General features: G+C 63.3%; 11 protein-coding genes. 4 read left to right on the top strand and 7 right to left on the bottom strand.

Annotated elements, in window-relative coordinates; genetic code table 11:
• The first annotated feature begins 89 nt into the window (after positions 1 to 89).
• Positions 90 to 563 (top strand): peptidylprolyl isomerase, encoded by a 474-nt coding sequence (locus G9C82_RS02675; RefSeq protein ID WP_049938805.1) that lies wholly within the window; start codon positions 90 to 92, stop codon positions 561 to 563.
• 22 nt (positions 564 to 585) lie between these two features.
• On the opposite strand, the gene G9C82_RS02670 is transcribed toward G9C82_RS02675, so the two are convergent.
• The gene (locus tag G9C82_RS02670; RefSeq protein WP_004961978.1) at positions 586 to 1,170 is read right to left on the bottom strand and encodes a GNAT family N-acetyltransferase; all 585 of its coding nucleotides are present in this window, start codon (positions 1,168 to 1,170) and stop codon (positions 586 to 588) included.
• Between the two features lie 107 nt (positions 1,171 to 1,277).
• Here G9C82_RS02670 and G9C82_RS02665 point away from each other — a divergent pair, with 107 nt between their 5' ends.
• Entirely contained in the window at positions 1,278 to 1,982 is a 705-nt protein-coding gene (locus G9C82_RS02665; protein ID WP_007190498.1) for a helix-turn-helix domain-containing protein, read from the top strand.
• 25 nt (positions 1,983 to 2,007) lie between these two features.
• Here G9C82_RS02665 and G9C82_RS02660 read toward each other — a convergent pair whose 3' ends face one another.
• From G9C82_RS02660 to G9C82_RS02640, 5 genes are read right to left on the bottom strand one after another with little or no spacing between them, the layout of a single operon-like run.
• Positions 2,008 to 2,745, bottom strand: a complete 738-nt coding sequence (locus G9C82_RS02660) for an ABC transporter ATP-binding protein (RefSeq protein WP_127013293.1) — start codon at positions 2,743 to 2,745, stop codon at positions 2,008 to 2,010.
• Complete coding sequence (locus G9C82_RS02655) at positions 2,738 to 3,493, bottom strand: ABC transporter ATP-binding protein (protein ID WP_127013292.1); 756 nt, start codon at positions 3,491 to 3,493, stop codon at positions 2,738 to 2,740. Before G9C82_RS02655 ends, G9C82_RS02660 begins: the two co-directional genes overlap by 8 nt.
• A 1-nt stretch (position 3,494) precedes the next feature.
• The gene (locus tag G9C82_RS02650) at positions 3,495 to 4,643 is read right to left on the bottom strand and encodes a branched-chain amino acid ABC transporter permease (RefSeq protein WP_127013291.1); all 1,149 of its coding nucleotides are present in this window, start codon (positions 4,641 to 4,643) and stop codon (positions 3,495 to 3,497) included.
• Positions 4,643 to 5,587 carry a branched-chain amino acid ABC transporter permease gene (locus G9C82_RS02645; RefSeq protein WP_127013290.1) on the bottom strand — a complete coding sequence of 315 codons (945 nt, stop codon included), beginning with the start codon at positions 5,585 to 5,587 and terminating at the stop codon, positions 4,643 to 4,645. The genes G9C82_RS02650 and G9C82_RS02645 overlap by 1 nt, the downstream gene beginning before the upstream one ends.
• Positions 5,588 to 5,596: 9 nt before the next feature.
• Positions 5,597 to 6,946, bottom strand: a complete 1,350-nt coding sequence (locus G9C82_RS02640) for an ABC transporter substrate-binding protein (protein ID WP_127013289.1) — start codon at positions 6,944 to 6,946, stop codon at positions 5,597 to 5,599.
• A 246-nt stretch (positions 6,947 to 7,192) separates the two neighbouring features.
• Here G9C82_RS02640 and G9C82_RS02635 point away from each other — a divergent pair, with 246 nt between their 5' ends.
• Positions 7,193 to 8,062, top strand: a complete 870-nt coding sequence (locus tag G9C82_RS02635; RefSeq protein WP_127013288.1) for an SDR family oxidoreductase — start codon at positions 7,193 to 7,195, stop codon at positions 8,060 to 8,062.
• A 144-nt stretch (positions 8,063 to 8,206) separates the two neighbouring features.
• Entirely contained in the window at positions 8,207 to 10,228 is a 2,022-nt protein-coding gene (locus tag G9C82_RS02630; protein ID WP_127013287.1) for an AMP-binding protein, read from the top strand.
• On the opposite strand, the gene G9C82_RS02625 is transcribed toward G9C82_RS02630, so the two are convergent.
• Positions 10,229 to 11,419, bottom strand: coding sequence for an MFS transporter (locus G9C82_RS02625; RefSeq protein WP_049938807.1), 1,191 nt, complete (start codon positions 11,417 to 11,419; stop codon positions 10,229 to 10,231).
• Positions 11,420 to 11,734 lie beyond the last annotated feature (315 nt).

Genomic DNA, 11,734 nt, shown 5'->3' with positions numbered 1-11,734 from the left:
CCTTCACGATTTGTAATACGCGTCTCGCCGTGGTATGGCGGCGCGCTGTTCCGAGGTGGGTTTATATCTTCGCCATCTACCGAGGGCGTATGCCAATCGAACCGGGTGACGGCGTTACCATCGAGTACGTCGGCCGCTTCGAGGACGGGACCATCTTCGATACGTCACGTCCCGAAGTCGCCAGGGAGCACGGACTCATCGAGGCACAGGGCGTCGATGTGAGCGAGTATGCACCGCTTTCCTTCACTGTCGGTGCAGGAGAGATCATTGAGGGAATTGACGAGGCGCTCGTCGGCATGGTCGCGGGCGAGGAGGCCACTATCACGGTACCCCCGGCGAAAGCCTACGGTGAGTTTCAGACCGACCGCGTCCGCGAGTACGACCCCGAAACGTTCGAGGGTATGGTCGGAAAAGAGCCGGAGGTCGGAACCCATGTCGAGGCCGAAAACGGGCTTCATGGGGACGTAACTGCTGTCCGAGACGACGCCGTCGAGGTGGATTTCAACCACGAGTTGGCCGGCAAGACGCTCGTGTTCGATATCGAAGTCGTCGACGTCAGATAATCGGTCCGCCGTCAGCAGATTATCAGTCGCCCGTGTCGTACTTGTAGGTCGCTTCGTCGGGGTCGATGCCGAAGTCCTCGGGACCCTCCTCTGGCTCAGGTTCCTCGGACTCGCCGGCACTGGCCTGCTTGAACTGCTTGCGGAGGTGGCCGGGCACCTCGAAGCGGTCAACGGCCACCCGGAGCGGCACCGCGTCCGGCTGGATGTTTTCCTGTTTGGTCGCGAGCCGGTCCCGGAGCGCGTCAGGGAGCTGTGCCGGCTCGATGCGCTCGAAGCCGAACTGCGCGAGAAATTCCGAGGCGTTCGTCAGCGAGTAGACGGTGTCAAACCCCTCGTCGCCCGCGTACTCGACCAGCCGTTCGATGACGTGTGCGCCGACGCCCTGATTGCGCCATTCGGGCAGGACGCCGATGCTGGTCAGTTCACAGACTGGCTCGTCGCCGCCCTTGTGAATACGGATGCGGCCGAAGCCGGCCTTCTCGTGGCTCTCCTCGTCGATAGCGACGACGTAGTCCCGGGATCTAAAAGCCGTCTCGTCCAGCCCCATCTCTTCGATACGGTCGAGCAACCAGACTTCCTCGCGGTTTTTCGCATCCCGGACGTACATGCTCTAAACTTGACTGCCGCAGTCAAAAGGGTTTGCGGCGTGATTGAGACTGGAGACGATCTAGCGGAGAGGCAATCACTAAGACAGTTCAACATGATTGATTGTTCATGATATCGCTCGAGATGGACATGGTCCAGTACGACTGTCCGTACATCGACACGACACGGGACTACGAGGTGTCGTTTCTGGCCAAGCAGTGGGATTTCCACCCTGTCGAGCGGGAGCTGGAGACACGGATCATGGTCAACGGCGCGGACCGGGAAGAGCTGGACCGCGGGCTGAACGCACTGGAGACGCACGACCACATGGAGTCCTACCAGCTTCTCCGCCGGAAGGGCGACCTGGCGCTCATCCGCTCGCGCATCGATGAGACGAACGCGATGAGCGTCATCCGCGACCACAGTGGCTACATCACCGGCCCGTTCCGCATCCGTGACGGGTCGGAAATCTGGCACGTTGGCTTCGATACCGAACGCGTCGCGGAAGGGACCCTGTCTGAACTAGAGCGCGACAATGACTACACTATCAGGTCCCGCGAATCGGTCGATCTGGAGGACTACTACGACCTGCTACAGAACATCGACTCGGCGAAGCGGCTGGTCGATGGCTGTCGGGAACTCTCGGAAGTAGAGCGAAACACGCTGGAGAAGGCCGTCGAAGGCGGCTACTTCGACACGCCGCGGGACGCGACCCTGTCATCACTTGCCGAAGAGTTCGACGTGTCCAAGATGGCTATCTCGAAGAACCTCCGGCGCAGTCAGCGGAAGATACTCGACCGCGTCACGACGGCGATGAACGACGTGACCGAGTGAGAGCAGCGGTTGGGACTGTGTGCTGCTACTCCGCTCCGCTACCCTGCATCAGCTTCTGGATGTCCTCGTCGGCCGCCAGGTCTTCCGGGTCGCCGCTGGCGACGATATCGCCGCGCTCGATGACGTAGAGACGGTCGACGACGTCGGGCACGTGCGTGACGTTGGACTCTGCGATGAGGACTGCGATGTCTCGGTCGTTGATGGCCCGGATGTAGCGTTTGAGACTCTCGACGACGACTGGAGCCAACCCTTCCAGCGGCTCGTCGAGGATGAGTAAGTCGGGCTGGAGCGCCAGTGCCCGGCCGATGGCGACCATTTTCGCCTGGCCGCCACTGAGGTTCTGGACCTTCGCGTTCCGGCGGTCATCGAGTTCGGTCAGCACGTCGTAGACGCTCTCGATGACCGCATCCTCGTCGTCGATACCGCGGGCTTTCCCGCTGGTCCAGATGGGGAGCCGGAAGTTTTCGTCGACAGTCATCCCGGTGAACAGCTTCCGGTCTTCGGGCTGATAGCCGATGCCTCGCTTGGGTATCAGCTCCGAGCGGATGCTGGTCAACTCCTCGCCGCGGAACCTGACTGAGCCGCTCCAGACCGGCGTCAGGCCCATGATACCGCGGAAGGTACTCGTCTTGCCAGCCCCGTTGCGGCCCACGAGGCCGACCGCCTCGCCGGCGTTCACGTCGAGGTCGATGTCCTCGGTCACCTGGAACCCCTCGACGGCGGCGTTGAGGCCACGAACCGAGAGCAGTGGTTCACTACTCATCGTCACCCACCCCAAGGAGGAGCCGCCGGAGTTCGTCGTCCGTTTCCAGCATCGTTGGCGGACCGACGCCGTGGACGGCCCCCTGGTGGAGCGCGACGACGCGGTCGGCGTACTCCGTGACGATGTCCATGTCGTGTTCGATGGTGACCGTCGTGACGCCTTCGGCGCGGCCGACCTCGACAATCGTCTCGATGACGTACTCCTTCTCGCGAGTCGACACCCCGGAGGTCGGCTCGTCGAGCAGGAGGTAGTCCGGGTCGAGACCGAACGACATCGCTACGTCGAGCAGTTTCCGGTCACCGTGGGGCAGTTCTTCGGCAATGGTATCGGCCGCGTCTCCGAGCCGGAACTTCTCGAGCAGTTCCTCGACCTGTTTCTCGACCTCCGCGTGGCCGTCGGCCATGGAAAACAGGCTCCACGTCTTGCCCTGTTCGGTCAGCACGACCGTCCGGAGATTCTCCCGGACCGTCATCTCCTCGAACACCTTGACGACCTGAAAGCTCCGGGCGATGCCGGCGTCGACGCGCCCGTTTGCCGACATGCCGGTGATATCGTCGCCGTCGAGGACGATGGACCCCTCGTCCGGTGAGAGAAAGCCGGTGAGGAGGTTGATGAACGTCGTCTTCCCGGCCCCGTTCGGGCCGACGATGAAGACGAGTTCGCCCTCCTCTTTGCCGAACTCGAGCGTAATGTCGTCAGTTGCGACCAGTTCACCGAAGGACTTCTGCAGATTGCGTGCTTCAAGCATCTCAGTCGACTCCAAAGAGGATTATCCGCAGGCTAGTCAGCGCCTCTGTCACCTTCCGTTCAATCGACTGCGCGGCGCTCCGGCCCCACGCCGACAGGACGGACGGCTCACGACGCAGTTCACTGAGCCGCGTGTTGACGATGCCGCCGGACCGGAGCGACCCGACGATGCCCCGCGGGAAGCCATACACGAGTATCAGGAGCACCACACCGGTCAGGAACTCGTAGTACTGGGTCACGTCTTGCCCCACGTCCTGCAGGAAGACGAGGACGACACCGCCGATGAGCGGGCCGACCAGCGTCCGGAACCCGCCCAGTATCGCCATGAACAGGATGTCGCCCGACCGGAGGAAAAACAGCGTCCCCTCCGGACGGACGTACTGGCGGACGACGGCGTACAGCCCGCCCGCCACGCCGCCGTAGATGCCTGAGATGACGAACGCGGCCCAGACGTAGCGGCGGACCGGCAGGCCGATGAACCGCGCCCGGGTCCGTTCCTGCCCGATGGCGTCCAGAGCGTTGCGGAACGGCGACTGCGTGATGCGGTACATCACGAACAGGCCGATGAGGATGACGACCACCGTCAGGTAGTACGTCAGAATCTGGTACACGTCGGGGCTGAACGCGGTCCCGAACAGGAGCGGCTGGTTCGCCGGCCCCGGCCGGACCGGGAGCCCGTCGCTCCCGCCGAGTGCGCTCTGGCCCAGCGCGATGGCGTACAGGAGTTGGCCGAAGGCCAGCGTCAGGAGCGCGAAGTACAGCCCCGTATGTCGCAGCGACAGCACTCCGATGATGGCCGCCATCACCGTCGCGGCGGCGATGGCTCCGAGCAACAGCAAGCCGACGCTCTGGACGCCAGCATAGCGTGTGAGGACCGCGGTCGCGTACGCGCCGGTCCCGAAGAAGGCCGCGTGGCCGAACGAGGTGAGCTTCGTGTGCCGAAGCAAGAGATTCAGCCCGACCGCCGCGAAGCCGAACAGCAGGCCCTGGTGGATGACGCTGAGCTGGAGGCTGTCGGAGAGGCTTGCGATATCTGGAATGACGAACAGGAACACGACTCCGAGGACGAGGAAGGCGGCTTCTCGGCGGGTCACCTCGACCCCGAGGACGCGATACGCCGGCGTCCCGTCGCGGTCGACGCGCTCCGGCATCACGCCGTCTCACCCCACGTCCCGAACAGCCCTTCGGGTTTGACCAGCAGGATGAGTGCCATGATGGCGAACGGGGCCGCAATCTCGCCCGGCGGGTACAGCGTAATCATCCAGCTTCGGATGACGCCGACCAGAAGTGCGCCGACGAACGCCCCGCGAAGGCTGCCGAGGCCGCCGATGACGATGACGACGAAGGACAACACCAGCGGATTGGTGCCCATCTCCAGCGTCGCCGATGTCGGCGGGACGGCCATCGCGCCGGCAAAGCCGGCGAGGAACGCCCCCAGCGCGAACACGAGCGTGAACACGCGGTCGGTGCTGACGCCAATCGCGGTCGCCATCTCACGGTCGATAGCCGTCGCTCTGATGATGCGCCCGGTCTTCGTGCGCTCGAAGAACCAGAACAGGCCCGCGACGACGGCCGAGCCGACGAGGATGACGAACACGTTGTAAGTCGGGTAGTTCAGCCCGACGAGTTCGCTCGTCGGAATCGCGTTGATGGCGCTGTAGACGGCGTCAGTCCGGATCGAACTGTCCCCCCAGATAAACTTCTTCACGTCGAGGAGAATGAGCAAGAGGGCGAAGGTCAGCACCAGCTGGTACACCTGGTCGCGGTCGTAAATCTGGCGCATGAACACCGCTTCGAAGAGGGTTCCCACGGGAAGGAGGATGGCTGCCGTCACCAGCACGGCCGCGAGAACCGCGAGTATGAACACGGCGGTGCCGACGACGCCGCCCCCCGGCGGGCCGATGATGCCGATAATAAACCCGAACACGCCGATGGCGGTGTACGCGCCCAGCGAGAACAGTTCCCCGTGGGCGAGGTTCAGGACATCCAGAATCCCTAGGATGACGGTGAGTCCTGAGGCGATCATGAAGAGGATAAACCCGAACTGAATGCCGTTGAGCGTCTGGACGAGCGCGGCTGTGGGTGTTACGGCCATGGCTCGGTATCAGGCGCTCCAGCTATCCAGCCAGTCGCTCCCGGTGACACCGGGTGGCGGCGCTGTCTCGGTGGCTGCGTATGTGTTCACGTCTTCAAGCCTGGCTGCCCCGAGGTCGTCATCATACACCATCTGGCCGGCGAAGGAGTTCGACGCGCCCTGATGGTCCTCGGCGATGTTGTGGTAGCCGGCCGGCGTGGAGAAGCCGTGCCCCTCCAGAACCTGCGCGATCTGCTCCTGAGTCGGATAGGTGCCCAGCAGGTCGATGGCCTTCTCGACGGCCGTCGCCCACGCGGTGACCGCGCCGTAGCCGCTCATGTAGTGCGCTGTCGGGACCGTCACGCCCTCTTGCTGTGTCGCGGCGTCGAACAGCTCCCGGCCGGGCTGCCAGTTGCCCAGCGCCGGCTTCCCCCAGTAGTAGTTCCGTGACCCGGAGTAGATATCCGTCCCAGCCAGCGCGTCGCCCGGCACATCGCCGGCCGCGCTGTACAGCGTCGTGCCGAACACCGTCGTGTTCTCGAACATGTTGTTGGCGTTCGCCTGTCGGACGAACGTCGTCACGTCGCCGCCCCACAGACTGGAGAAGGTCACGTCCGGCTCCTCGTTGTTGATCGAGGTGATGTGATTCGCCATGTCACTGGCCCCGAGTTCCGGGAACCCCTCGTAGACGATTTCGGCGTCAGTGAGTCTCTGGATGGCCTGCGTGAACACTCGCATCTCGTCCTCGCCGAAGGAGTAGCCGGGGTTGACCCCGGCGACGGTCGAGATGTTGTCAGCGCCGATGCGTTCAACAGCTTCCCGGGCCATCGTCACCACCTCCATGATGTCGTAGTTCTGGAAGCGGAAGGAGTAGGTCGGGTCGGGGACGGTCTCCTCGTAGAGCGTCGTTACCGTCCCGTCAGTGCTGACGTTGATGATTCCGTTCTTCTCGACCTCAGGGGCGATCTGGCTGTGTGTGCCACTGGAAATCGGGCCGAAGGTGACCTCTTTCCCCTCCTCGATGAACTGGTTGTAGCTGTCGAGCGGGTTCGACCCCTCGTTGACGACGTCCAGTTCGATTTCGCGTTGTCCACCGATACCGCCGGCTTCGTTGATGCGCTGGACGGCGAGTTCGGCCCCGCGCTGGGCCTGAATCCCGAGTACGCCCGGTGCGCCACGTGTGAACGTCAACAACCCGGCCTGTATCGGTTCGTCGGAAATCTCACCGCCGGACTGCTCGCCCTGATCCGCTGTTTCACCGTCGCTCAGCAGCGTCGAGCAGCCAGCGAGCGCTGCGGCGACGGCCGAGCCGCCGACGGCGGAGAGCAGTTGTCGCCTGCCGATGCCACCAGTGTCATGGTCCGTTGTCGTTTGTTGCATAGGTGTGTCCCAATACGCCCCGGACAAGCCCGGGCTGTCTGGTCACGCGGTATGTGCCACGCTCACAGGGATGACTGATTCTTCCGACGTAACCCCCGAATAACGGGAGGTTTACACGTAAACCACGTCGCCGGTGAGGCAGCGGAACAGCGTTCTCGCGCCGGGCTGCGACAGCACCACAGCAGTCAGTCGGGTATACATGTCAACCCGCCCCTATTCGGAGATGTCTGAAGAACGTGTGACTGAATGGCATCCAGCACTTCTCACGAACGGCTCGAAGTCGAGCCCATCGACGAGTCCTCGATCCTGTTCGCCGACGACGACCACTACACGAGCGACACCGTCTGTCTGGTGACCGGTGGTGGGTCGGGCATCGGCCGGGCGACGGCGCTTGCGATGGCCGCTAACGGGGTGACCGCCGTTGCCACGGACATCGACGCGGACGGCCTCGCAGAGGTCGCAGACACGGCGGCGGACCTCGACCTTGATGGGGCCGTCGAGACCGTGGCCGGCGATCTTGCGAACGACGCGGACATCGAAGCTATCGTCGAGACCGCGGCTTCTCACGGCACCGTGCGCTACCTCGCCAACATCGCCGGTCTCCAGCACATCGACGCCATCGAAGACTTCCCGATGGAGACGTACGACCAGATGCACGACGTGATGTTGCGTGCCCCGCTCGCGCTGTCGAAGCGCGTTATCCCGCACATCCGCGGCACCGACGACGGCGTGGGTGCCATCGGGAACATGGCGTCGGTCCACGGCCACTACGTCACCTCCGATAAGGTGGCCTACAACGTCTCGAAGTTCGGCCTGCGGGGGCTGACACAGTCTATCGCCGCCGAGGGCGGTGACGGCCTCCGTGGGTTCTCCATTAGCACGGGCTACGTCAAGACGCCGCTGGTCGTCGACCAGATTCCCGACACCGCCGAGCAACGGGGCATCAGCGTCGACGAGGTCATTGATGACGTGATGCTGGGCCAGGCCCGGGTCAAGGAGATGATGGACCCTATCGACGTGGCGAACCTCTTCGTGTTCGGTTTCTCAACCCACGCCAACCATCTCAACGGCGGGGACCTGCTGTTCGACGGCGGCATGACAAAAACGTACGAGTGAGACTGTGGTGTGCGGATATGCACTGTCTCTCCGACACCCACGAGGTGCTCGGAACCAAGTTCCCCGACCAGTCCACGCGTCTGGCGTCCCGGGCGGCGGTACGGGTTTATACCAGACAGACAAACACTACGGAATACTGACGCAATGAGTGAACAAGACCACGTAGACTCTATCGTCCACGAACCGAGCCATTCGTTCGTCGAACCGACGAACGTCTGGGAGTTCATGCAGGAATACGACATCGACAACTACGACGAACTCATCGAGCGAACGACCACAGACCTGCCCGAGGAACCCGACTCGGGCGTCGAGTGGTTCTGGGACCTGCTCCCGGAGTACCTCGACATCGAATTCTTCGACGCATACGATCAGGTCCGGGACAACAGTGAGGGGCCGCAGTTCACCGACTGGTACGCCGGTGGGACAATCAACGCTGCCCACAACGTCCTGGACCGCCACGCAGCACGGGACAGTCCGACCCGAAACACAGTCGCGCTCATCTGGGAGGGCGAGCCCGGCGACGTGCGGGAGATTACGTACCACGAACTGAATCGACAGGCCAGCAAGGTAGCGAACTATCTGGAATCCGTCGGCGTCGGCACCGGAGACACCGTCGGCCTGTACATGCCGATGGTCCCCGAAGTCGCGTCGATACTGTACGGCTGTCTCAAGGTCGGCGCGATCGCCGTGCCGATCTTCTCCGGGTTCGGCGTTGACGCGACGGCGACCCGCATCGCCGATGCCGAGTGCTCCGTCCTGTTCACTGGTGACGGCTTCTATCGCCGGGGCTCCGGTGTTCACCTCAAGGAGAGTGCCGACGAGGCCATCAAGCAGGCCGGCGAGGAACTCGGGACGACACCGGTCGAACACACTGTCGTCTATGACCGCCTCGGTATCGCGGACGACCCCGACGAGACCATCCGCTGGACCCGCCGCGACGAGTGGTGGGACGAAGCGATAGCGACAGCTGACGATGAGTACGCGGCCAAGGAACTCCCGAGCAATCAAGAGTCGATGCTGCTGTACTCCTCCGGGACGACCGGGAAACCGAAGGGCATCGTCCACACGCACGCCGGCGCGCTCATGCAGGCAGCCAAGGAGATCTACTTCGGCTTCGACCACAAGCCGTCGGATCGGTTCTTCTGGGTGAGCGACATCGGCTGGATGATGGGCCCGTGGACGCTGCTCGGTAACCACGCCTTCGGCGGGACCGTCTTCATGTACGAGGGCGCGCCGGACCACCCGGAGCCGGACCGTTTCTGGGAGATGATCGACCGGCACGACATCACCACGTTCGGCGTCTCGCCGACCGCAATTCGGGCGCTCCGGAAGAAAGGTGACGAGTGGCTGGAGGGGCATGACCTCTCCAGTCTACGGCTGCTGGGCTCGACCGGCGAACCCTGGGACCCCGAGAGCTGGCAGTGGTTCTACGAGCACGTCGGGGACGAGGACTGTCCTATCATTAACATCTCCGGCGGAACCGAGATCATGGGCTGTTTCCTGATGCCGATGCCGATTCAGTCGCTCAAACCCTGCACACTTGGCGGTCCAGGGCTTGGAATGGACATCGATATCGTCGATTCCGACGGCGAATCAATCGCCGACACACACGAGCGCGGCTATCTGGTCGCCAAGGACTCCTGTCCCTCGATGACCCGGTCGCTCTGGTCGGGTGACGACCGCTACCTGCACGAGTACTGGTCGACTTGGGACGATGTCTGGGACCACGGCGACTGGGCCCAGAAAGACGAGGACGGGCTCTGGTTCCTCCATGGCCGGGCCGATGACGTGCTCAACGTCGCCGGGCGGAAGGTCGGGCCGGCGGAGGTCGAGGGCGCAGCAATGGAGCACGACGCCGTCAATCAGGCCGCCGCCGTCGGTGTGCCGGACGACACCACCGGCACTGCCGTCGTCCTCTACGCCGTGCTGGAACCCGGCTATGAATCCAATGACGACCTCCGGGACGATATCCGCGCCGCTGTCGGCGAGGAACTTGGCAAGCCGTTCCGGCCCCGCGAAGTGCTGTTCGTCGATGAGTTCCCCAAGACCCAGAGCGGCAAGATCATCCGCCGAGCAATTGCTGGCGTCTACCGCGGCGAGGACCTTGGCGATATGTCCAGCATCGAGAACCCCACGGCGCTGGACGAGGTTCGCGAGGCGTCGTAGTCAGCCGCCGACGGCGTCCTCGGTCGGCTTCTCCAGTCGTAGCAGTCCGGGCAGCGCCAGCACTGCGAGGACGACCTCCGTCCCGCCGGCGACGAGGAACGCAACGGGGTAGCCGAAGGCTCCGGCGACAGTGCCGCCGACGAGGATGCCGGCGAGGAAGCCGACGCTACCGAAAATGTTGAAGCCGGCCATAGCGGTCCCACGCTCCGTCTCGACGGCGAGGTCCGAAACGAGCGCCATCGTCGCAGGGGCCATCAGTGCCCCGATAACGCCGGTCAGTACCATCCCTGCACCGGCGATGGCCACCGTCGGCGCTTGCCCGACGCCGACAACAGTGAGTCCGTACAGCACCGACCCGACAACGATAGGAGCGGTTCGACCGATGCGGTCAGAGAGCACGCCGAAGGGATACTGCAGCAGGGCAAACGGAGCGAAAAACAGCGCCAGCATGACACCGGTTTCGCCGGGGCCCAGTTCGAACGTCTCCCTGAAATACAGCGTGCCGACAAGCGCGAAAAAGCCCGCAGTGAGCCGGTCGATAAACCCGAAAGCGTACGGCACGCCGAGCGTCGGTCGCTGTTTGAGCCCGGACACGGTCGCGGCCAGGCCTGACCGCCCGTCCGACGGTGCGCGGTCGGTCACGAGCAGCGCGGCCACTGCGACGACAAGCGACAATGTACTCGCCACATACAGCGGGAGCGTCGTCTGGATTTCGTAGAGTTGGCCGCCGAGTGGCGCCCCAAGCGCCGTCCCACTGCCGATAGCGATGCCTGCCGCACCCATGTTCTTGCCGTGGCCGCCGCCGAGGTCCATCAGCATCGTCATTGCCAGCGAGAACGCGGCGATAGTGGCCCCACCCTGAAGAACTCGCAAGGCCAGCACGCCAACAAAGGAGAGCGAAACCGCTCCAGGGAGCCACGCGATGAGGGCGTACAGCACTGCACCTGCGCCTGCCCCGCCGGCAATGTACGGTGTACGCCGCCCGGTGGCGTCGCTGAGTACGCCCCACACACCAGCAAAGACGACGAACGCCCCGAACTCAGCGGCGAGAAACCACATACTCGCGTTCAGGTCTGTCGTCGCACCAAGCGACTGGACAAGCCTGTCGACACCCGGATACAGCAAGACCTGCGCCAGTAACACGGCGAAGATAACACCCGCGAGAACGCCCCGGTCTGTGCGGTCCGTCACAGGCAATGCTACAGCGAGCCGAGAAAAATAGATGTCGGACCAAAATACGGCACGCTACTCGTAGAACACTCCAACTACCGACGACAGAACAGCGCGTCCGCTAACTCAGCCCAATCCGCGTTACTCAGCACTGTGTGGTGGAACGAAACCGCAGTTCGAACAGCCGTTGTGCTTCGTCGTCTGGTAGCTCAATTCCGCCCCGCAGTTCGGACAGTTGTACTGGTCTGAACTCATTCACCTACTGGTAGTGTTCGACATTACCTAAACCTTTCCTCGACAATTGTCTATAGCACTTTTTGGACCGATTTATACGGA

Source organism: Haloarcula sp. R1-2, assembly GCF_011627385.1.
GTDB lineage: Archaea > Halobacteriota > Halobacteria > Halobacteriales > Haloarculaceae > Haloarcula > Haloarcula marismortui.
This window is presented reverse-complemented; position numbering and strand designations above follow the sequence as displayed.

What these genes read in the sequence shown, in the direction of transcription:
- G9C82_RS02645 (WP_127013290.1), bottom strand. Translation starts at nt 5,587, where the DNA reads ATGGCCGTAACACCCACAGCCGCGCTCGTCCAGACGCTCAACGGCATT.
- G9C82_RS02650 (WP_127013291.1), bottom strand. Translation starts at nt 4,643, where the DNA reads ATGCCGGAGCGCGTCGACCGCGACGGGACGCCGGCGTATCGCGTCCTC.
- G9C82_RS02675 (WP_049938805.1), top strand. Translation starts at nt 90, where the DNA reads ATGCCAATCGAACCGGGTGACGGCGTTACCATCGAGTACGTCGGCCGC.
- G9C82_RS02660 (WP_127013293.1), bottom strand. Translation starts at nt 2,745, where the DNA reads ATGAGTAGTGAACCACTGCTCTCGGTTCGTGGCCTCAACGCCGCCGTC.
- G9C82_RS02640 (WP_127013289.1), bottom strand. Translation starts at nt 6,946, where the DNA reads ATGCAACAAACGACAACGGACCATGACACTGGTGGCATCGGCAGGCGA.
- G9C82_RS02670 (WP_004961978.1), bottom strand. Translation starts at nt 1,170, where the DNA reads ATGTACGTCCGGGATGCGAAAAACCGCGAGGAAGTCTGGTTGCTCGAC.
- G9C82_RS02665 (WP_007190498.1), top strand. Translation starts at nt 1,278, where the DNA reads ATGATATCGCTCGAGATGGACATGGTCCAGTACGACTGTCCGTACATC.
- G9C82_RS02655 (WP_127013292.1), bottom strand. Translation starts at nt 3,493, where the DNA reads ATGCTTGAAGCACGCAATCTGCAGAAGTCCTTCGGTGAACTGGTCGCA.
- G9C82_RS02630 (WP_127013287.1), top strand. Translation starts at nt 8,207, where the DNA reads ATGAGTGAACAAGACCACGTAGACTCTATCGTCCACGAACCGAGCCAT.
- G9C82_RS02635 (WP_127013288.1), top strand. Translation starts at nt 7,193, where the DNA reads ATGGCATCCAGCACTTCTCACGAACGGCTCGAAGTCGAGCCCATCGAC.